The 19,921-nt window shown below is 59.0% G+C and carries 17 protein-coding genes; 8 read left to right on the plus strand and 9 right to left on the minus strand.

The features are described from left to right. Positions 1 to 77: 77 nt before the first annotated feature. From HNQ72_RS17070 to HNQ72_RS17075, 3 genes are all read left to right on the plus strand, one after another. A complete protein-coding gene (locus HNQ72_RS17070) occupies positions 78 to 950 on the plus strand; it encodes an MBL fold metallo-hydrolase (protein WP_183993506.1) in 873 nt (290 codons plus the stop codon). A 140-nt stretch (positions 951 to 1,090) separates the two neighbouring features. After that, on the plus strand, positions 1,091 to 1,357 hold the full coding sequence (locus HNQ72_RS31095; protein ID WP_308422361.1) for a hypothetical protein: 267 nt from the start codon (positions 1,091 to 1,093) through the stop codon (positions 1,355 to 1,357). Beyond that, positions 1,345 to 2,604: a cyclic nucleotide-binding domain-containing protein gene (locus tag HNQ72_RS17075; RefSeq protein WP_308422362.1), complete on the plus strand. Its 1,260-nt coding sequence runs from the start codon at positions 1,345 to 1,347 to the stop codon at positions 2,602 to 2,604. Before HNQ72_RS31095 ends, HNQ72_RS17075 begins: the two co-directional genes overlap by 13 nt. 37 nt (positions 2,605 to 2,641) lie before the next feature. Here HNQ72_RS17075 and HNQ72_RS17080 read toward each other — a convergent pair whose 3' ends face one another. The 6 genes from HNQ72_RS17080 to HNQ72_RS17105 form a co-directional block, all read right to left on the minus strand. Further along, positions 2,642 to 4,015: a dihydrolipoyl dehydrogenase family protein gene (locus HNQ72_RS17080; RefSeq protein WP_183993508.1), complete on the minus strand. Its 1,374-nt coding sequence runs from the start codon at positions 4,013 to 4,015 to the stop codon at positions 2,642 to 2,644. 76 nt (positions 4,016 to 4,091) lie between these two features. Then, a complete protein-coding gene (locus tag HNQ72_RS17085) occupies positions 4,092 to 5,312 on the minus strand; it encodes a c-type cytochrome (protein WP_183993510.1) in 1,221 nt (406 codons plus the stop codon). Then, a complete protein-coding gene (locus tag HNQ72_RS17090) occupies positions 5,309 to 7,075 on the minus strand; it encodes a GMC family oxidoreductase (RefSeq protein ID WP_183993512.1) in 1,767 nt (588 codons plus the stop codon). The genes HNQ72_RS17085 and HNQ72_RS17090 overlap by 4 nt, the downstream gene beginning before the upstream one ends. 12 nt (positions 7,076 to 7,087) lie before the next feature. Beyond that, the gene (locus tag HNQ72_RS17095) at positions 7,088 to 7,777 is read right to left on the minus strand and encodes a gluconate 2-dehydrogenase subunit 3 family protein (protein ID WP_244654519.1); all 690 of its coding nucleotides are present in this window, start codon (positions 7,775 to 7,777) and stop codon (positions 7,088 to 7,090) included. A gap of 104 nt (positions 7,778 to 7,881) precedes the next feature. Then, positions 7,882 to 8,391 carry a cupin domain-containing protein gene (locus HNQ72_RS17100; RefSeq protein ID WP_210319629.1) on the minus strand — a complete coding sequence of 170 codons (510 nt, stop codon included), beginning with the start codon at positions 8,389 to 8,391 and terminating at the stop codon, positions 7,882 to 7,884. A gap of 211 nt (positions 8,392 to 8,602) precedes the next feature. Beyond that, the gene (locus tag HNQ72_RS17105) at positions 8,603 to 9,637 is read right to left on the minus strand and encodes a sensor histidine kinase (protein WP_183993515.1); all 1,035 of its coding nucleotides are present in this window, start codon (positions 9,635 to 9,637) and stop codon (positions 8,603 to 8,605) included. 254 nt (positions 9,638 to 9,891) lie between these two features. Here HNQ72_RS17105 and HNQ72_RS17110 point away from each other — a divergent pair, with 254 nt between their 5' ends. Beyond that, positions 9,892 to 11,118, plus strand: a complete 1,227-nt coding sequence (locus tag HNQ72_RS17110) for a phthiocerol/phthiodiolone dimycocerosyl transferase family protein (protein ID WP_183993517.1) — start codon at positions 9,892 to 9,894, stop codon at positions 11,116 to 11,118. 137 nt (positions 11,119 to 11,255) lie between these two features. On the opposite strand, the gene HNQ72_RS17115 is transcribed toward HNQ72_RS17110, so the two are convergent. The 3 genes from HNQ72_RS17115 to HNQ72_RS17125 all read right to left on the minus strand — a co-directional run bounded on the left by HNQ72_RS17115 (position 11,256) and on the right by HNQ72_RS17125 (position 14,728). Beyond that, positions 11,256 to 13,406, minus strand: a complete 2,151-nt coding sequence (locus tag HNQ72_RS17115) for a molybdopterin cofactor-binding domain-containing protein (protein ID WP_183993519.1) — start codon at positions 13,404 to 13,406, stop codon at positions 11,256 to 11,258. A 10-nt stretch (positions 13,407 to 13,416) separates the two neighbouring features. Next, positions 13,417 to 13,866, minus strand: a complete 450-nt coding sequence (locus HNQ72_RS17120; protein ID WP_183993521.1) for a (2Fe-2S)-binding protein — start codon at positions 13,864 to 13,866, stop codon at positions 13,417 to 13,419. A gap of 286 nt (positions 13,867 to 14,152) precedes the next feature. Beyond that, positions 14,153 to 14,728, minus strand: a complete 576-nt coding sequence (locus HNQ72_RS17125; RefSeq protein ID WP_183993523.1) for a helix-turn-helix domain-containing protein — start codon at positions 14,726 to 14,728, stop codon at positions 14,153 to 14,155. Between the two features lie 230 nt (positions 14,729 to 14,958). Here HNQ72_RS17125 and HNQ72_RS17130 point away from each other — a divergent pair, with 230 nt between their 5' ends. From HNQ72_RS17130 to HNQ72_RS17145, 4 genes are all read left to right on the plus strand, one after another. Beyond that, positions 14,959 to 15,729, plus strand: a complete 771-nt coding sequence (locus tag HNQ72_RS17130; protein ID WP_183993525.1) for an SDR family NAD(P)-dependent oxidoreductase — start codon at positions 14,959 to 14,961, stop codon at positions 15,727 to 15,729. A 208-nt stretch (positions 15,730 to 15,937) separates the two neighbouring features. Continuing rightward, on the plus strand, positions 15,938 to 16,741 hold the full coding sequence (locus HNQ72_RS17135; protein ID WP_183993527.1) for a winged helix-turn-helix domain-containing protein: 804 nt from the start codon (positions 15,938 to 15,940) through the stop codon (positions 16,739 to 16,741). Positions 16,742 to 16,763: 22 nt separating this feature from the next. After that, positions 16,764 to 17,015, plus strand: coding sequence for a hypothetical protein (locus HNQ72_RS17140; protein WP_183993529.1), 252 nt, complete (start codon positions 16,764 to 16,766; stop codon positions 17,013 to 17,015). Positions 17,016 to 17,168: 153 nt separating this feature from the next. Next, complete coding sequence (locus HNQ72_RS17145; protein ID WP_183993531.1) at positions 17,169 to 19,904, plus strand: ATP-binding protein; 2,736 nt, start codon at positions 17,169 to 17,171, stop codon at positions 19,902 to 19,904. Positions 19,905 to 19,921: the final 17 nt, after the last annotated feature.

Below are 19,921 nucleotides of genomic sequence, written 5' to 3' on the forward strand. Positions count from 1 at the left end.
TCACCTAATAGTGCGTAATTTACACTAGATATCATTCTGATACCAGTTCGCCAATTGATGATTGTAGGAGATATGGAATGCCCAAAAACAGTAAGATAAACACGGCGAGCGCGGTAAATTGGCAGGTTGGCGAAGCGGTGCTCACCACGCTGTCCGACGGTTATGTCCAGCTCGAACTCGGCACTTTCCTCAAGAATCTTCCCCTGGAAGACGGCGTTGCCATCCAGCGGAAGGCGCTACGTAGCGCCGACTTCCTGCTCGAGATCAACACGTATCTTGTTCGCAGCGACAAGCACGGACCGATCCTCATAGATTGCGGCCTGGGTTCCGGTGTGATGCCGACCGCCGGGCAAGTGGCTAGGGCGCTATCCCTCGTTGGATTGGAACCCAAGGACATCGAAATCGTGCTGCTTACCCATCTCCACGGCGACCACGTCGGTGGGCTGGTAGATATCGACGGCAACGCGGTGTTCGAGAATGCCAAGGTCGTATTTCATCGCGACGAAGCGCGGTATTGGCTTGAGCAGGATATCGATCTCGTGGCGGATCGGCAGGGCGCGGAAGGCGCGAGGCGGGCACTACTGCACTACGGAGATCGGATGACCTTGCTGGAAGGAGGCGAGGTCGCCCCGGACATCGAGATGATCCCCCTCCCCGGACATACCCCCGGCCATGTCGGCTACCGAGTCGGCAGCGGCACAGAAGCAATACTCATATGGGGGGATGTCGTCGGACTTCCGCATATCCAAGCGCAACGTCCCGAAGCAGGTTTCCTCACCGACTATGACAGCGCGATGGCCGTCGAGACGAGAAAGGCAATCCTCGGGCGGGCGGCCGACGAGGGCCTGACGGTCGCGGGGATGCACATTGAGTATCCGGGCGTCGCGAACGTGATTAGGGACGGCAACGGGTTTAGGCTCGTGCCGGCACAGTGGATCGCGCATCAGTAGAGCCTGTCACAGTAGCTTTCGCAGCCGGAACGTCGCGGTCCTGCGTCTTTCCGGCTCCGTCGGGGCGGTATATTGCAATCCGCCTCATCTCCTTTCATGCATTCCTCTTTGGCGAGTTAACTCAGCCGATGAAGAACAGCATGATCCAACAGCTCCTATGGAACCCCCTATTCCAATTCTCGATACTCGTGCTAGCGACGGTCGCAGTCCGCGTCATTCTCGGGCGGAACCCCACGATCAGGTTCATCGTCAGCGTCTGCTTCTTCGCCCTTTTGACCGCCACGCTTCTTTCTCACGGTATCACACCCTATTCTCCCGATATCGGCGACGATGTGCTGTCCCGGCGGATCACGACCGGAGCGCTCAAGGCAGTATGGTGGATCGGGGGGGGGCAGTGGTTCTCGTAACGTCGGTCCGGCTATTCCTCATCTTCGAGAACAAGCCGCGTGAGGGGCGTCTCGCTCAGGACCTCGTGGTCGGCGTGATATACCTCGGAGCAGGATTGGCTCTGGTAGCCAATGTTTTCAGCCTCCCGATTGGCACCTTGATTGCGACCTCCGGCGCTTTCGCGATTGTGCTCGGCCTGGCGTTGCAAAGCACCCTGAATGACGTGTTCTCCGGTGTTGCTCTCAACCTCGGACGCCCCTACGCGGTCGGTGATTGGATCGTCCTCGAGGGCGGGTTTCAAGGACGGGTCGTCGAGACCAACTGGAGATCCACACACCTCGTCAATGGCACGGAGGATCTCGTTGTCCTTCCCAACAGCACGTTGGCCAAGGCGCGTCTCGTGAACCTGACGCGACCGGATGAAACCCATGGGGTCTCCATAACGGTGCGTTTCCTCCCTACCCGCACGCCGGCCGCGATCGAGGAGACGATGCGGACCGTCCTTCTAAGCAGCGTTTCGATCGTCAAGACACCACCGCCATCCGCGCTCGTGGTCGGCATCGACAGCCAAGCCATCGAGATCGAGTTGTCCTTCAGAGTGTCCGGTTTTTCCTTGGCTGGCGCTGCCAAAAGCGAGATCTTCGACCTGATCTACCGCCACGCCAAGGCGACGGGGCTCAAAATGGCGGGGCCGCGTGATGTTGCAATTCCCTATCCGGAGGTGGGGCTAGACGGTCTGTCGGCGAAGCATCCGGGCACCCCTTGGCGTCTGCTGGAATCGATTTCCCTGTTCACCACGCTGACCGACGACGAGAAGGACGCCCTCGCTTCCTCCATGACCCGGCGGACATATCAGAAGAACTCGATGATCGCTTCGCAGGGCAGCAAACTGTCCTCGCTCATGATCATGCGGACCGGCGTCGCAGTGGTCGAGCACACCGAGAACGGCGCTCGGTCCGAACTGGCCCGCCTGTCGCCGGGTGACCTTTTCGGCGAGCGCGGTGTCCTCGTCGATGCCGCTGAAGCCGGAGATACAAGAGCGCTGACCTTCGTAGTGATTTACGAGATTTCGAAAGAAGACCTTGCCGCTGTCATGCGTGACCGCCCCGCCCTGGCGGAAGAACTAGGCGTGTTGCTCTCGCGCAGGATGGAGGACGAGGAGCACCTGACGAATGCGAACGCCCTCGTCCATGGGCCACATCCCGATACGTTGGCGTCCCGCATACGTCGGCTCTTCGAGATTCCGAAGGAGGCCGAATACCTTTAGAGGCCGCCGCTTTCGCGACGGCCAGGAAGTCGTGATTTCACTTGACGTTGCCGAAGAGCATGTTCAGCCCTTCGGTAATTGTCGGATGGGCAAAAATCCCATCACGGAGTACGGTAAATGGGAGTTCACCGAGCATTGTCATCTGCACGACGCTCATGACCTCCCCGGCATTGACCCCGAGCATGCTGAAGCCGAGGATCTTGTCACTATCCTTTGCGACCAGCGCTTTCATGAACCCCTTCCTCTGTGAAAGGGTTCGTGCACGGGGCACGACATCCATTGGCAGCCTTGCCGTCCGGTACTCGATGCCCCGAGAGCGTGCTTCGCTTTCGTTGAGGCCCACACGGGCGAACTCGGGATCGATGAAAACGCAGTACGGGATGATACGCCCTTGTGTCGTTCGGCTCCCTCCCTTGAGCTGGCTCGCGACAATCCGGTAGTCGTCGAGCGAGGCGTGGGTGAACATAGGCGTTCCAGCGACTTCGCCCATGGCCCAGACGTCTTGGGCAGTCGTCCTAAGATGTTCATCGACCTTGATAAAGCCCCTGGTGTCCAACTCGACACCAGCGAGTTCAAGGCCGATGCCTTCCGTACGCGGCCGTCGGCCTGCGGCGACCAGAAGGTGCGATCCTTCGAAATGACGCCCGTCCGCTGTCTTGACGCTTACAGATTGACCCGACTTGCCTGTGACAGTTGTTCCGTTGCAGTTGAGGGCAATATTGACGCCCTCGCCCTGCAGCACGTCCAGCAGGGCGGAACTCACGTCCTCGTCTTCCCGGGGGGCGAGGCGCTCGCCGCTTTCGATGATCGTGACATCCGCTCCGAGCCGCCTGAAGGCCTGCCCGAGTTCCATGCCGATGTAACCGCCGCCGAGAACGAGAAGATGCCTCGGCATGTCACCGAGCTGAAGCGCCTCGACGTGGGTGATCGGGTCGGCGTTCGCCAAGCCCGGAACATCCGGGACGGCGGCCGTGGTGCCAAGATTGATGTAAACCTTGTCGCCCGTCAGCGTTCTGACGCCGTTTCCGGTCTCGACGGCGATCGTTTTGGGCGAAACAAAGCGGCCCCAGCCGATGACGAGTTCAAAACCGCTCGCGTCGAAGCCTGACTGGTTGAACGCGACCATCTCGGCAACGACGCTGGCCGTGCGGTTGCGGACGAGGTCGAGACTGGTACGAACGTTGTCCGCGTGGGTGCCGAATTCCGCCGCCCGCCGGGTCGCGTGGGCAACCTCTGCGCTGCGGATAAGCGTCTTGCTCGGAATGCAGGCGATGTTGATACAGGAACCGCCGATAAGTCCGGCCTCCACGACCGCGACACGCTTTCCTGCTTTTGCCTGGTCCATCGCCAGTGTCTTGCCAGCTTTGCCGCCGCCGAAAACGAGGATGTCAAAGGATTCTACTCGTGCCATTCTTAGTTTCTCCTAGAGGGGTTCACTCCTTTCCGAGAAAACCATTCGAAGGAACTATCTGATTGTAAAATCGAGCTTAACGGCTCTCCATCGTTTTTTTTATATCGCTTTCGGTGACGGCTGGCGCAGCGTTACCCCAACTGTTTCGGACGTAGGTGAGAACGTCCGCGACCTGCTTGTCGCTCAGCCGCCATGCGAGGGAGGGCATGGATGGATTTGTCGGTCTGGCGTCCGTCTGCGCCCCCTGGCTTCCGAACAGGACCAGATGCGCCGGGGTTTCCGGGCTGCCTTGCTGGACGATCTGGTTGCCGGAGAGCGCGGGAAAAAGCGGCATCGCTCCCTTCCCGTCGGCCGAATGGCATGCAGAGCAGTTGTCCCGGTAAATCGCCTGACCCGCAATCATCCGCGGATCATTCGCCGGCAGCGCGGTGCTGGTTGCCTTGCTGTCGTCCGGCAAGGACTTGAGATAAGTGGCGATCGCGGCCAGATCCGCGTCTTCCATCCTGGAGGTCGAGTTCTCAATCGCTTCGGCCATCGGGCCGGACGCGATGGTTTTCGTACCTACGCCTGTCTTGAGGTAGGTCACGATGTCATCGCTTGTCCAGGAACCGATACCCGTATGGTTGCCGCCAGTGATATCGGGCGCATACCATCCCTGTAGCGAACTGCCCTTGAGAAATTGACCTTCCTGATCGGCACCCATGATGCTCTTGGGCGTGTGGCAGGTGGAGCAATGTCCGGCACCGGTCACGAGATAAGCACCCCGGTTCCACTCGTCGGACCGGGACGGGTCCGCCTGATAGGTACCTTCGGTGAAATTAAGGAGATTCCATCCAAAGAGCGAAAAGCGGATATTGAACGGGAACGGCAACTGGTTCGCCTCGACCTCGTTCTTCACCGGTTGCACGGTGGTCAGATACTGCCACAGATCTGAAACGTCGCGGTCGGACATTTTAGTGTACGCGGGATATGGCATCGCCGGGTAGAGCCGCTTTCCTCCATGACCGATGCCCGTCCGCATCATCGTCTTGAACTCTTCCGCGGTCCATGAGCCGATACCTGTTTCCAGATCCGGCGTAATATTGGGCGGCACGAGCGGGCCGAAAGGTGTCTCGAGCGGCGCACCACCTGCAAGCGGCTGGCCGCCTGGCTTGGTATGACAGGCTGCGCAGTCTCCCAGAATGGCTTGATATTGACCGCGGCTTATCTGGTCTGCCTGATCCGCGGCGCTTGCCGACCACGGGGACAGGACGGCGCACATGGCTGTGGTCACGAGTAATGCCAGGGAGTGTCTCATGCGCTCACCAAAGCCGTTCCGGGGTTGCGTAAATACTGGTTCCTGATGGCGTCCGCGGCCCAGAAGGCCAGCGCGCCGACGGTTCCGGTTGGGTTTTTTCCGGCGTTATGCGCAAAAGCGGAAGCTCCGACGACAAAAACGTTAGGCACGTCCCAGCTCTGCAGATAGCGGTTTACGGCGCTCGTCCGGGGATCGTTGCCCATAACCACGCCGCCCGTATTGTGCGTCGTCTGGTAAGCTAGGGCATCCCACCCTTTCTTGAGCTTGGGCACGACGGTTTCGCGTCCGCCTAGCGCATTGCCGAGTTCGACCATGCGGTCGGAGACATAGTGCGACATCCGCAGGTCGTTGTCCGGGAAGTCGAACGTGATACGCATGAGGGGGCGGCCGAAGCGATCCTTGTAGGTCGGATCGAGATCGAGGTGGTTGTAGCTTGTCGGGTAGCTCGATCCCTGGGAGAAAAGGCTCATAGTGCTCTTGTAAGCGCTGACCGTCGCTTTCTTCCATTGCGATCCCCATCGAGGGGTGCCGGGTGGCACGGGTCGCGTGGCGATCGGCCTTCCGTTGCTCGGAAGACAGTTGATCCCAGCTCCGCCGACGAAATCGAGCGGACCGTGATCGAAGGCGTCGCCATTGAAGTCGTCTACCGTCTGGCCGAGCGCGCCAGCGGCGATGAAAGGGTTGAAGTTCTTGTCGTCGAAGAAGAACTGGGCACCCGAGACGGTCTGATAGGCGTAGTTGCGGCCGATGGTGCCTTCCCCGGTCTGGGGGTCGTAGATCTTCCCGATCCCCGAGAGCATCATAAGCCGGGTGTTGTGCAAGCCGAAGGCACACACGAGCACCATGTCTGCGGGCTGGTAGAACTCGACGCCGGAGGAGTCGACATAGGTGACGCCGCGGGCCATCTTGCCGGACTTGTCGAGGTCGATATGCAGGACTTCGCTGTCGGTCCGCAGCTGGAAATTTTTCTTCTTCATGAGAACCGGGAGGATGGTCGTCTGGGCGCTGGCCTTGGAATAGTTGGCGCATCCGAAACGTTCGCAGAAGCCGCAGAACGTGCATTGGCCCATCGCGACCCCGAGCGGGTTCACATACGCTTCGGAAAGGTTCGCCGAGGGGGTCGGGAACGGATGCCATCCGATAGACCGCGCCCCTTCGGCGAACAGCGTCGGAGCATAGGTCATCTGCATCGGGGGCAGCGGATAGTCTCTCGACCGCGACGACTCGAAGGGGTTCCCGCCACTCTGGATCTTGCCGTTGATATTTCCGGCCTTGCCGGATATCCCCGCCAGATATTCAAAACGGTCGTAGTAGGGTTCGATCTCCGCGCCCGTAATACCCCAGTCCTGTAGCTGAAGGCCTTCGAGACGGGCAGCGCCATAGCGTTCGGTCAATTTCGAGTGGATTTCGAAATCGGAATCCCAGAAACGCCAGGTGTGCCCGTTCCAGTGGACGCCCGCTCCTCCGACGCCGTTGCCCGGGAGGAAGGAACCGTAGTCGCGGATCGGCAATGCCGTCTGGGAGACATTGTTCCTCATCGTCATGGCCTCGACGGCAGGCTGAAGGAAGAGGTCGCGCCTGATCCCGTAACGCAGCTCGTCCTGTACATAGCCGATGTTGAAATCGGTTCCGGTGTCTCGCCACGGGCCACGTTCTATGGCCAGCACATCGAGCCCCTCGTCCGCGAGTTCGTTCGCCAGAATCGAGCCCGTCCATCCGAGGCCTATGATCACGACGTCTTTTCGGGGAAGAATATTCGTCATTGCCTGGCTTTCTTATTTCGACGCCCAGTCCATCGCACCCAGAATTGATACCGGGGGATGGGGATAGGGTTCGTTGTGTTTGGAGACGTGGTCGCGATAGTCGTAGCGCGCGCCCGGAAAGCCGAGCATCTTCCAGGAAACCATGTCCTTGTTGCCGCCGTACACGGGGTCTGCGAAGAAGCCTTCCATGGTGTTGTTCAAGACGAAGCCGAAAAACTCCTTTCCGCCCACGCCGTCCGGCAATTCGATGCGGTCAGCTTCGAGTTCAGTGAGGAAACTGTCCTGCTGATCGGGCGAAAGATCGCCGAAAGCCTTTCCGTCGTACTTTTCGGCGACGTATCGCGTGATCGCCGCCAGACCGCGGCGATAAAGCTCGCTTGGATTGGGTTGCCCTTGGTAGCCCTGTTGCGGGATGCCCTTGAGGAACGGCCCTTTCGTATAAAGTCTGCTCGACGAGCCGTAGTCTCCCGCAAGCTGTCGGTCGATGTATACCGCGCACCCGGCGTCGTTCCCGCTAACGCTCAGATCGTCTGCGGGAATAAGCCGATCCACGATCGCGCTGACAAGCCGCCCTTCCCCTTCGGTGAAGAACCGCCAGCCCCCCGGGGAAATCGGCACGGGCGGATCGGCCGACGCCGCCTTCCACGGCAGGCCTCCGGAAAAGGTGCGCCCGAACGCGCTGCCCGTGGTGCCGACGAGCATTGTCGCCGCCACCGAAGATAGAAACCACCGCCGGCTCGCCCGGAATTGACCTGATTCTGACATTTCGGATTTCTCAGTTTGAAGGATGAAACTGCAGGAAGAGACTACTTCGATCCGGCGGCAATCGAGGGAGCGCCGTCCGCCCAGTCCTGGCGAGCAGGTGCGAAGAAGTCGATGTCGATCGTGTCTTCCGTGCAATGGAACTCGTGCGGGACATTCGGCGGGATTACGAGGACAGTGCCCGCTGTCAGAATGAACCTCTTGCCCTGTGATGATACTTCACAGCGGCCCTCGGTGATCCAGGTGATCTGTTCATTGGCATGATGGTGTAGCGGGAAAACGCCGCCCTTCTTGACCGTCCACTTGACGATAGTGGATTGTACACCGCTCAGGTACTGCCGCTGGACAAATGGAGAAATCTGCTCTTTGGGCTGGGCGTCCAGATCGTAGAGCTGCGGCAGGGCAGCCGTATGCATACTGACGGACGGGATGATGCCCTGTCCGGGCGCATCCGCAACAGCACCGTCGGAGGTGACGGTCGAGGCCGGCATGTCCTGCGCGTTGGCGTTACAACAGATGCCCACCATGGCGACGGCTAAAACCATCTTCAGCATTTTTGCTCCAGTTCGGGTCGGAGATCAGCAAGTGATCGCTCGATTGGATTGTCGAATTGTCAGCGCCGAATGTGCTTGTTCGGTCATCGCGGTTCTTGGAAAATCCGGGCGTGGCGGATGAATCCACGTCGTTTCAGAAGCCTGTGCCGCCAAGAGGTGCGTCTGCGCGGACATCCCACCTTCCGGTTCGAGAACGGGGGCTAGGGCGGCGCTATGCGATAGGCAGTATCGCAGAGAACAAAAGTCCTGTTGGCGTGATACGCTGGATCATCTTTCCGCGCAGTTGGCCCTCTATGATCATGCGCATGAGTTTTGAACCCTGGTTCGGCGCGGCTCCGCAGTCGACCTCGGGGCCACCGATTTCCCTCCACGAGAAGCCAAGCTCGCCATCATACACTGTCCACTGAACCAGAATTCGGCCTGTATTTACCGACAGCGACCCGTGTTTGAGTGCGTTCGTCGCAAGTTCGTTCGCCAGCAGCCCCAGCGCGGCGGCCATGTGCGAGCCGACCTCAATGTCGGGGCCCTCGACCATCACCCTCGGCTGGGTCGTGTCGTGATAGGGTGACAAGACCGCTGCAAGCACCTCGCCGAGAGGTATCCCAAATTTCCCATCATTTTCGCCGTCGAGAAAATGATGAACCTCTGCAAGGGTTCGCAAACGGTCTGCGAACTCCTTGGAGTGCTCTTTCGGCAATGAGAGATTGGCGAGGCCTATCGCTGAAGCGTAGACGTTCTTCAGACGATGACGCACCTCGTCGCGCTCCAACTCCAGGCGAGCGCTCGCGCTCGCCAATGCGGCCAGGTTTACGCACCGGGAAATAGCCGCGGACGCCGCTCTCACAAGCGTCTGTGCGGCGATGATTTCGGCCATTGTGTTGTGACTGTCGTAGTAGTCCCGATAGTCGGTCGAAACGACGTTGAATAACGCTGGAAGCTGCTCCACGGATTTCGCGCACCGTCTCACAGAATTTTCCGTGGTTGCGGCCTCGATTGCCTGTGTTCCGGCCACTGCGGGGACATAGCCGAACGTAATCGCTGCGGCCGGCGCGGTTATGGCAAGCCCTTCTGAAAACGTCGACCAAACAGGCAATCCGACCTCGCCTCCAGCTTTGATCATCGCGATGGCCTCGACAGAGAGAATACTCCGGACGGCGTTCCGTGCGATATCGGAGATCTGATCACGGTCGTTTGAAGCGGCAATCTGAGCGAGCGCTTCGATGAGGATGGGATAGGGCTGAGGCATCTTAGGCACCAAATCTTCGGGCTAGGCCGTTTGGGTACGGGATGCCTCAATGGCTATTTATTGCACCTCGTCGGGAATAGGACGATTCAGCCCTGCGGGACGATCTAGGTGGCGATTTTCGCGGGAGCTGGGCCGTAGCATGCCCCCAGACGCCGACACGGGCGGACCTGACGGCGCAACCCGATTCGCCAATATCGATGGGTCGGCTGTCGCTATTGCTTCGCCATTTGGCAAATTCGGCAGCGAGGCATGATATGACATTACAAACGCTACAGAAAATCAGGAATCTCGGTACGTTCGAGCATCTTTTCGCCGCTTACGGAGAGGCAGGAGCGATGGCCTTTTCTGTCGCCGTGCGTGTGGGAAGTGTGGTGCCGGAAGCTGCTCTCGTGAAGGCGCTGTCGACGGTGCAAGCGAGGCAACCGCTCCTCCGAGCATCGGTCGGGTGGGATGAGGATCGCGTTCACGCGTTCCTGGTTTCGGAAAATCCTATTCCGCTGACGATGATTGCCAGTCATAAAATGCAATGGCACCATGTGGCTCAAGACGAAGTGAACCGACCTTTTTCGTCGGACGCGGGTCCCTTGGTTCGCGCGGTGGCATTAACTGGTGCCTCCGAGACCACCATCGTCCTTACGTTTCATCATAGTGTAGCCGATGGCATGGCGGCCCTTTTCGTCATGCACGAGGTTCTGGTGGCCTTGAGCGGTGGCAATTTGAACGACCCACCGTCCGCAGACCTCCTGGAGGAAAGGTTGGGAATGCCACTTCCCCAGTTCGTACGAGACACGCCTCGCGGCGATGACAGCCGCTCCGCTGCTTCATCCACTCCGTCGCAGGCAGACCTGCCGAGAGCCGCGGTTAAAGCCATCGAACTTAAACAGGATCTCACCGAACGGCTCATACATTTAGCCAAATCCCAAGGCGTGACCGTCAATTCGATGCTGACGGCGGCAGTGGGACGGGCGCAATTGTCGCTGGACGACCGTTGGAAAAGCGAGACCCTGCGGGTGATGTCTCCGATAGACTTCAAGGGATTTTTGTCGATCCCCGATCAAGTTGGACTGTTTCTCTCGATCGCGATCACTCCATTCGAACAGGGCGATCGCGAGTTCTGGGCTGAGGCGCTTCGCGTCGGACAACAGATCGATAAATTTCGTAGCAAGGAGATGGCGAGCCGGATAATCGGCGACCTCGCGAAACGCTTCGCGGACGATGCAAGTTATGACGCCAGCCGCGAAAGAATAGTCAGCCAGATTCCATACGATACCGTGATGACGAATTTCGGCCTTGTCCGGCTTCCAACCAGCTATGGTGACCTCGTGGTGGAGAGAGTATGGGCTCCGGTTCTCCGATCCGTTCCGGGACAAAATGTCGTCGCAGCGGCCAGTTTCGGCGGCGTTCTCAGCCTGGTTCATACGAGCGTCGGCGGTACGGAAGGTCTTCTGGACAGGACGGTCGAGATTCTCCAAGGTCTTTGAAGCAAGCGAAATGCTCGCGATAACGGGCGGCAGCGGCCGCCCGTAACGGAATTCAATTCACAGACTGGAGCTTGCAAGCCGCCGGCGCGTAATCGCCCAGACTTTCGAAGAGGCTCCCTCTAGGCGAGAGGTTCTGCTCACTTTACGGCGCCCTGCGAAAGCGGAAGCGATCTTATCCGTCGTCCCGTCGCGGAGAAAATGGCGTTGGCCAACGCCCCCGCGGCCGCAGCCGTTCCTGCCTCACCTACGCCGCCCGGCTTCTCGACGCTCTCGACCTGATACACCTCGACCTTGGGTGCCTCGTTAATGCGAAGGATGCGGTAGGTGTCGAAATTGGTCTGGTCCACCTTGCCGTCCGTGAAGGTCACCTCGTTGAACATCGCGGTTCCCAGTCCGAAAAGCACTCCGCCTTCCATCTGGGCCCGGACGGTGTCCGGATTGATGACGATACCGCAATCGACCGCGAGAATGGACCGGACGAGTTTGATCTGCTTTCTCGATGTGATCTCGATGTCGAGGATGTGGGCAAGGTAGCTACCGAAAGCGACCTGCAGGCTTATTCCTCGTCCTCGACCAGGCGGCAGCTTCTCACCCCAGCCCGCCTTTTCGGCAGCGAGATTGAGCACCGCGAGGCCACGTGGATTTTTCGTCAGCATCCGGCGGCGAAACTCGAGTGGGTCTTGGCCCGTTGCGTGTGCCATCTCGTCAACGAAGCTCTCAACCACGAACAGGTTGTGGGTCGCCCCTACCCCGCGCCACCAGCTCGTCGTAACCCCGGCGGGTTCGTGACGTACGTAGTCTGCGAGGACGGCATCCTCGTCATAGGGCGTTTCCGCAGCGCAATCGACGGCATCCGGGTCCACGCCGTTGATGAAGGCCGCCGGGGCCCAGCGCGCAAAGACCGAAGACCCTGTCACACGATGGGTCCGGCCAACGAGGCGACCGCTGTCGTCAAGGCCTGCGGCGACGCGGTCATAGTAATATGGACGGTAGAAATCGTGCGTCATGTCCTGCTCGCGCGTCCAGACCACCTTTACCGGATAACGGATGTCCTTGAGCAGCCGCGCCGCGATCTCGATCGAGTCGATGTCGAGACGCCGTCCGAACGCTCCGCCCATCAGCTGGTTATTCACGGTGACCTTTTCGGGGGAGAGTCCGGTGGCGTCGGCGACTGCCTTTTGCGCCCGGACGGGAACCTGCGTCCCGACCCAGAGCTCGGCCTTGTCGTTCTCGATGTGCAGCGTGCAGTTCAATGGCTCGAGGGGCGAGTGGGAAAGAAACGGCGAATGATAGATGGCATCGAGCTTTGTCGCTGCCTTGTCGATGACGGATCTTGCGTCGTTCTGGTCTCGAACAACAACACCCTGCTTCATCGACACTTCGTCCATTTCGGTGACGATGGAGGCATTAGTGACCGAGGAGTTCGGGCCGTGGTCCCACTCAACGCCAAGAGCATCGACACCTTGCTTCGCCGCCCACATGTGGTCGCCGATGACGGCAACCGCGTCATCCGTCCGGACGATGTCGCGGACGCCACGTACGGCCTTGGCCGCCGCCTCGTCCATCCTCGCGATGCGCCCGCCTTTAACGGGTGCCATTACCAGGGTCGCGTATCCCATGTCCGGAAATCGGGTATCAATCCCGTAGATCAGCGAGCCGTTGACCTTCGCGGGTGTGTCTATCCGTTTGGCCTTTGTCCCGATAAGCCGGAACTGCGATGGCTCCTTGAGCTTGATCTCCTTGGGCACCTGACGCGAGGCCGCGCGGGGAGCGATGTCGACGTAGGGGGCCTTTTTTCCCGAAGTGTCATGGTAGATGACCCCTTGTGCCACACGACACTCGCCGGGTGGCACGCCCCAGCCTTCGGCTGCCGCTTCGACCAGCATGATCCTCGCCGCTGCTCCGGCCTCGCGTAAACGCATCCAGTCAGAGCGGGTGGAGGTAGATCCACCCGTAGCTTGGTCATAGAGGATCGGATCCATGTATTTGGAGATGTCCGGCGGCGCGGCCTCGACCTTTACCTGGTCAAGGTCGAGTTCAAGCTCCTCGGCCATGAGCATCGCGCTGGAGGTATAGATACCCTGTCCTACCTCTGTGTGCGGCATGATCAGTGTGATGCCGTCGCCATCGATCTTGACGAATGCATTCGGCACGAAGCTTTGCTGATCTCCCGCAGCGGCCACTGCGCGGCGGACGCTGTCGGGAAGTTGCACGGCCAAGACAAGGCCAGCGGTCGCAAGTGCGGTACCCTTGAGGAAATTTCTACGGGATACGAGGTTCTCGATCACTGTGGCATCCTCACACTGCAATCGAATGGATAGCTTCACGGATTCGCACATACGTGCCGCAGCGGCAGATATTGCCTGCCATCGCATCGTCGATATCGGTATCGGTCGGGTTTGAGTTCTCGTTGAGGAGCGCTGCCGCGGACATGATCTGCCCCGACTGACAGTACCCGCACTGCACGACTTCTTTTTCGAGCCAGGCAGCCTGAACCTTGGCACCGACGGGAGTGTCCCCGACACCCTCGATCGTGGTGACGGGCTGACCGTAGACTGAATCCATAGTCGTCTGACAGGACCTCACCGCCACGCCGTCGAGATGGACAGTACATGCACCGCATTGGGCGATCCCACATCCATATTTGGTTCCCGTCATGCCGAGCACATCTCGAAGTACCCAAAGCAGGGGCATATCGTCCGGCACATCGATGTCGTGGACATTCCCGTTGATTGTAACCTGTTTCATGGCTCACCCTTCTCCGTCACCTGATGTCGAACGCAGAACCGGCCGCCCGATCGCGCGTGATCTGATCCGCGAGTGCTCGGGTGCATTCGCTGGATGCGGAAAAAACCACCGTGCCACGTGCGCCGGACACTCGCAGCGTCATTGGGTATCTTACTGGAGGTGGACTCTGAAAAATTGGACGATTCCGCACTGGAGCGTGGGAACCCAGGCGGACGCGGTAGGACAATACAGGAGGCAAAGGTGACCGCATCGCTTATCTGCGCCTAGCTCCTTAATTGCCGTTCATTCAGAGAGCGGCAAGGGGCTGGTCGAGGTGGCCACTTCCTTGGCGTGTTCCCACAGTCAGGTAATCCCACTGCGTCGATTGCGCGACAGAAGCGCTCTTACGCCATTTCAGGGGTGTCGTTCCGACGAGGCGTTTGAACACCTTGGAGAGGTGAGCCTGGTCGCTCAGCCCGCAAGCGTGCGCGATCTGGCTCAACGGTTCGTCCGTCGAAGCGATCAGGTACTTCGCGGCCTCGATACGTCTGGATAGAACGTAATCATAGGGCGGGCGCCCGAAAGTGACGTTGAAGCCCTTGGAAAACCTGCTGACGCTCAGGCGCACCTGGTCGCTGAGATCGGATACTCGCAGCTTGGAATCGACGTTCCCGTCAACGTAGCGAATGATTTTCTTGCGCTGCCACTCGCTCAGGCCAGCGGTAGCCTTCTCTTTGGCCTCAACCGATGTCGCGATCCGCTTGTCAGCAAGGCTCTGTCTTTCGATCAAACCTTTGATGGCGCGGTAGTCTGCCTCCAGGCCCCAGGTCTTGGAACCATTTGCTTCGTCCTGGAGCGGGATGAATGAGATCGTCTTGTTCATCACGATGTCCTCGCTGTTTCGATGCAGTGAGGTTGCCGTGTTGAGAGGCGTGAAATCGAGTTATGAGATGTAAAAAGAAGTTATGGCTCTTAATGCCAGCGTTAACATTCGCCGGGACCGAATTTTACAATACCGACATCGCGTAACCGCGTAATTGCGAGCGTATTACCCGCTAAAAATCAGATGGTTAGCGAGGTTCCATTGGCCAATGCAAGTTTGATGAGGCTTCCATGAACGTTGTGGAACAGAATTCGGATCGAGCCTCGATTTGCCGCGTGGCTCTTGTTACGCAGGCCGATAGCGGTATTGGCCTAGCGACCGTTCAGGCGCTCGCCGAATGGGGGGCTGATTTGGCGCTTGCGCTGGAAAACGAGCCGGAGGCTCACTTCCTTGAGACGCTCCGATCATACGGAGGACGCGTTGTCTGTTTCCCGACGAGCAGCCGACCAAATACGGTTGAGGCGACCCAACTCGTGCGGGCGGTGATGGCGGCTTTCGGCCGTCTGGATGTGCTGGTCGCGAACAATGTCCGCCGGGTAGAAGGGCAGATCGATGACGAGCACGTCGATGAGGACGCTCTCGAAGAGCAGTTGTCGGTGAACGTCAGAGGCGCATTCGCCTTGATTAAGGCCGCTTCGAAGGTCATGAACGATGGAGGGCGTGTGATCGCGTTAGGCTCGAGCATAGCTGACCGCGTAGGCACCCCCGGTTTGGCCGAATTCGCCGCGACAAGAGCGGCGATAGCTGCATTCTGCAAAGGAGCTGCGCACGATCTCGGTCCTCGGGGCATAACCGTCAATGTCGTGCAGGTTGGGGCGTTGGAAAGCGATGTCGATGGAGCGCATTCGCAGGAAACGCTCGCGGCAGAGCGGGAGGCGAACGTGCTCAAGAGACTGGGGCGGCCATCTGAGGTGGCTCATGCGATCATGTTTCTGGCAGGTCCTGGAGCGACGTTTATCACGGGCAGCACCCTAAACGTCGATGGCGGATATAACGCCTGACGACACACCTTCATCAACAACGTGCGACGCCGCAAAGATCGAGTTCGCGACGATCGAAACCCATGCGCGTTACGGAGAGCTGCCGCGGCGGATAGTGGGCTAAGGCCGGGAGACAGCCCCGACCGGGTCCGGGTCGTTGAACCTTCAGCTTTCCAGGTACTTCCTCGCTCGGTGATCAATTGACAGTTATTCGCTTCGAACCTTCGAAATGGACATTAATTCGAGGCGGCTTCGCGATGGTGGCAAGCCAGTCCGCATCGGTGCGAGGGCGTTCGATCTGTTGCGTTACTTGGCGCTGAACGCCGGACGGATTCTATCGAAAGCCGAGCTTCTGGAAGCGGTGTGGCCGAAAGCGACAGTCGACGAAATAGCAATCCGGGTGCATCTGGTCGAGCTTCGCAAAATTCTCCGTACGAAGCCTGACGCCCCCTGGATCAGGGCCGTTCCCGGGCGTGGTTACCTCTTTCTCAAGCCTGTTGAAATGGGGAGACTGGCCAAGCCCGGTCCTGTCGACGCGGGTCTTCCCTACGTTCCAGCGGAAATCTTGGGCAGAAGCACTTTCATTGAATCGTCGATAGAAAAGCTGGAAGTCCACAGGCTCCAGAGTATTATCGGGACCGGGGGGATCAGAAAGACCTCGGTGGCTGTCGAGATCGGGAACCATTTCCGTGCGATCGGACGTCCAGTCATTTTCCTCGACTTATCCACCCTCACCGCCGACAGCCAACTGGTGTCCTATCTTGCCATGCGATTGGACTTGATCAGTTTCGCCGAAGATCCGATGCCGATGGTGTTGGCTACCCTCGCCGAGCAGCCGTACATGCTCGTGTTCGACAATTGCGAACACGTGATCGGGGGCTGTGCGGAAGTCGTGGAGACGATACTCTGTAGCACTGGCTCAACCACGGTTCTCGCTACAAGCCGGGAGCCCTTGGGTGTCATGGGCGAATATGTCAGCCGTCTTCCCCCGCTGTCGTATCCCGACGAAGGCGTGGTTCCTAAAGACGTATAGGAATACTCGGCGGTGACGCGGGATGGTCCGCGCCGAAGCGCTTCGCCTGAAAGCCGAGCGTGTGGCTGGCGCAGAACCGTCGCTAGCGATAGAGCTGCTCGATGCCGGCATTGAGTTCGCCCGTCAGCGCGGCCATCTGGTTTGGGAGCTCCGATGCGCCGCCTGCCTCGCCCGCTTGACTCCGCGCGGCCTCGACGACTTGAAGAACGTGATCGCAAGATATCCGGAGACGCCGTCCCAAGCGGAGCAAGACCTGATTGCGCGGTTCTTGTGATGATTTTTCAGGTCTTGCGATATGTTGGCTTACTCACAATCATCACGACTTCACGAGCGAACGTCCTAAAGCAACGATATCCGTTGCACGATGATCATTCAGGTGTGATACCCACTGTATTCCTTCAATCCAGCGGGTACTGCGGCGAATACGATGTCTTTTCTCAAATTCGGAAGCTTTGAGCTGGATCTCACCAACAAAAGGCTTTCAGAAGCTGGGAAGCCATATCAATTAGGCAAGAAAGCCTTGGAAATACTTGCCGTACTAGCAAGCCGGGCTGGCGAAATCGTTTCCAAGGAAGACCTGCTGCACGCCGCCTGGCCCACGACTACGGTCGAGGAAGGCGCTCTTAGGGTTCATATAGTCACCCTCAGAAAAGCACTCGGCGATCGCAGCGGGCGTCGCTACATCGAAAACATCGCAGGGCGAGGCTACATCTTCGTCGCGCCCGTCGAGGTTGCTGACGCGAACCATTCCCTCCACAGCATTCCGTCGGCCGCTCCAGAGTCCAACCTCCCAAGGTTTCCTGGTCGACTGATCGGTCGCGAGAGTTTCGTCGAAACTTGCCTTATAGCCTTTGGCTCAACCCGACTTCTGACAATATCCGGCGCTGGGGGTATGGGGAAGACCGCGGTGGCCCTCGAAATTGCCCGCAGAATAAGCGCTTCGCGGAGGGTTATATTCATCGACCTAGCAGCGCTGACAGATCAGAGTCTGATCATGCCCACACTGGCATCGGCGCTAGGCCTGATCGTCTTCACCGACGACTATCGTCAGGCCGTACTGAACGCGCTTCGGGAAAGTGATGCTCTTCTTCTGTTCGACAACTGCGAACATCTCATCGAGGCCGTCGCGGTCACAGTGGACCGGATACTCAAGGAGACAACGGGAATCTCTGTGATAGCTACCAGCCGGGAATCGTTACGTGTCGCCGGCGAGCGAGTGAGGCAGCTACCTTCTTTGCCCGTACCGGAAGCCGAGACGCCTCGCTCAGAACTACTCGCCTTTCCGTCAGTAGAGCTCTTGATCGAGTCGGTCAGGCTTGCCTCCGACACCCTGACCTTCGAAGACGACGAAAGCGTCAGCGCGGCCGCGGATATCGTGCGCAGTCTGGACGGTATCCCGCTCGCCATCGAGCTCGCCGCCTCGCGAGTCAGCAATCTTGGACTGACGAGCGTGCTCGATTCGCTCGATGATCCCCTGTCGATCCTTCGGAGGGGACGGCGAACTGCCCCGCCTCGTCAACAAACCCTGAGGGCCACCCTGAATTGGAGCTATGACAGTCTGACTGAGGACGAAAGGAAGCTTTTTGCTCAGATGGCAGTGTTTCCCGGCACATTTTCAGATCAAGGCGCTGAGGCGATCGCAGGCGACTGGCTGATTGGAGAGGCATTCGACACCGCCTTCGATGGCCTGGTACTCAAATCCATGATTGCAGTTTCCAACAATGACGGCAGATATCGGCTTCTGGACACGACGAAAGGCTATGCAGCGGAGAAGCTCGCAGCAAGCGGGCTGGAACCTCAGTACCGGAAGGCTCACGCGCTGTATTGTCGTGAAGAACTGATACGGGCCGAATACGACTGGCGCGTCCTCCCGACCCACGATTGGATGCGACGGTACGGCCCGCTCATCAACGATTTGCGCTCCGCCGCAAACTGGGCGTTTTCTCAGCAAGGCGATCTGGACCTAGCCGTAGAACTAATAGCTATATCAAATGTGCTCTGGACGCAGCTCGGCGTGATGCACGAGCAATTGGTCGCAGTGGAAAAGGCTCTGGACCTTTTGCATTCAACGAAGCATCTCGGGACCGATGTAGAGCTTCAGCTCAGGGTCTCTCGGGGTAGCGGCCTTTATCATGTCCGTGGCTTCAAGAGCGATGATGAGGCAATAGCCGAGTTCGAGCGCGCCGCCGTCATCGCCGAACATTTGGGGAATCCCGGCCGGATCATGAGAGCTTACGGCGGTAAGGCGTCGGTGGCGAGTTCGAATGGCCGCTACACCGACACGATCGCCATCGCTCTGGATCTCCAGAAACGTTTTCCGGGTGCCGCGAGCTTCAGTCGTTTCCTAGAGCATAACTATCTCTTCCACGGCGAGTTCTCCGCATCCCGGGAGCAAGCAGAGATATCTCTTCTGGAAGCCAGCCGGGCAGTCAGGACAACTCTTAACAACGGCACAGGATACGATCAGGGTACAATAGCGAAAGCCGTGATCGCGATGATCGACTTTCTCGAGGGTAAGATCGACCAGAGCTTTGTGGCCGTTCGCGAAATGCTGGCGGATTCCGAGCAGCTTGGACATTCAATATCGAGTTGCCTGATGCTTTGCCTCACCGCCGTCCCCGTCGCTTACCTTTCTGGCAATACCGCCGACGCGCGGGCCAGGCTTGATACCGTCCGGCAACTGACCGCGAGAGACATGCTCGTTCGCTGGCAGGAATGGGTGGATGGTTATGACATGGTCGTCCCGGATAACACCCAGACCGTAGAAGTCCAGACGGCATTGCAGGGTGTATTGCTCGAAGGCGTTGGCATGCGTCTCGAGTACATGACGGTTCTCGCGGGGTGCAGGGCCTCCGCCCCCGCCCTCGATAGGGCGCTCTCCGGCGATGCCGGATGGTGCAGACCGGAGCTACTAAGGCTCACGGCGGTGACTTTAATCAAAAAGGACCGCGACAAGGCTGTCGCCACTCTGCGGGAGGCCTTGGATTTGGCGCGTTCGATGGGAGCCGTTTTCTGGGAGCTCCGATGCGCCATATGTCTTTTCCGCCTCTCGCCACCTTCGCAATCGGCAGCGGCGAGAAGCCAGCTCAAGTCGTCACTCGCCACGTTTGAATGCACACATCCGATCGCCGATATCGAAACGGCTCGAAAGCTTCTCGCTTAGAGGCCTGCGCGGCCTGA

Source organism: Aliirhizobium wenxiniae (assembly GCF_014201355.1).
Lineage (GTDB): Bacteria > Pseudomonadota > Alphaproteobacteria > Rhizobiales > Rhizobiaceae > Neorhizobium > Neorhizobium wenxiniae.

What these genes read in the sequence shown, in the direction of transcription:
- HNQ72_RS17070 (WP_183993506.1), top strand. Translation starts at nt 78, where the DNA reads ATGCCCAAAAACAGTAAGATAAACACGGCGAGCGCGGTAAATTGGCAG.
- HNQ72_RS31095 (WP_308422361.1), top strand. Translation starts at nt 1,091, where the DNA reads ATGATCCAACAGCTCCTATGGAACCCCCTATTCCAATTCTCGATACTC.
- HNQ72_RS17080 (WP_183993508.1), bottom strand. Translation starts at nt 4,015, where the DNA reads ATGGCACGAGTAGAATCCTTTGACATCCTCGTTTTCGGCGGCGGCAAA.
- HNQ72_RS17085 (WP_183993510.1), bottom strand. Translation starts at nt 5,312, where the DNA reads ATGAGACACTCCCTGGCATTACTCGTGACCACAGCCATGTGCGCCGTC.
- HNQ72_RS17090 (WP_183993512.1), bottom strand. Translation starts at nt 7,075, where the DNA reads ATGACGAATATTCTTCCCCGAAAAGACGTCGTGATCATAGGCCTCGGA.
- HNQ72_RS17095 (WP_244654519.1), bottom strand. Translation starts at nt 7,777, where the DNA reads ATGCTCGTCGGCACCACGGGCAGCGCGTTCGGGCGCACCTTTTCCGGA.
- HNQ72_RS17100 (WP_210319629.1), bottom strand. Translation starts at nt 8,391, where the DNA reads ATGCTGAAGATGGTTTTAGCCGTCGCCATGGTGGGCATCTGTTGTAAC.
- HNQ72_RS17105 (WP_183993515.1), bottom strand. Translation starts at nt 9,637, where the DNA reads ATGCCTCAGCCCTATCCCATCCTCATCGAAGCGCTCGCTCAGATTGCC.
- HNQ72_RS17110 (WP_183993517.1), top strand. Translation starts at nt 9,892, where the DNA reads ATGACATTACAAACGCTACAGAAAATCAGGAATCTCGGTACGTTCGAG.
- HNQ72_RS17120 (WP_183993521.1), bottom strand. Translation starts at nt 13,866, where the DNA reads ATGAAACAGGTTACAATCAACGGGAATGTCCACGACATCGATGTGCCG.
- HNQ72_RS17125 (WP_183993523.1), bottom strand. Translation starts at nt 14,728, where the DNA reads ATGAACAAGACGATCTCATTCATCCCGCTCCAGGACGAAGCAAATGGT.
- HNQ72_RS17130 (WP_183993525.1), top strand. Translation starts at nt 14,959, where the DNA reads ATGAACGTTGTGGAACAGAATTCGGATCGAGCCTCGATTTGCCGCGTG.
- HNQ72_RS17135 (WP_183993527.1), top strand. Translation starts at nt 15,938, where the DNA reads ATGGACATTAATTCGAGGCGGCTTCGCGATGGTGGCAAGCCAGTCCGC.
- HNQ72_RS17140 (WP_183993529.1), top strand. Translation starts at nt 16,764, where the DNA reads ATGGTCCGCGCCGAAGCGCTTCGCCTGAAAGCCGAGCGTGTGGCTGGC.
- HNQ72_RS17145 (WP_183993531.1), top strand. Translation starts at nt 17,169, where the DNA reads ATGTCTTTTCTCAAATTCGGAAGCTTTGAGCTGGATCTCACCAACAAA.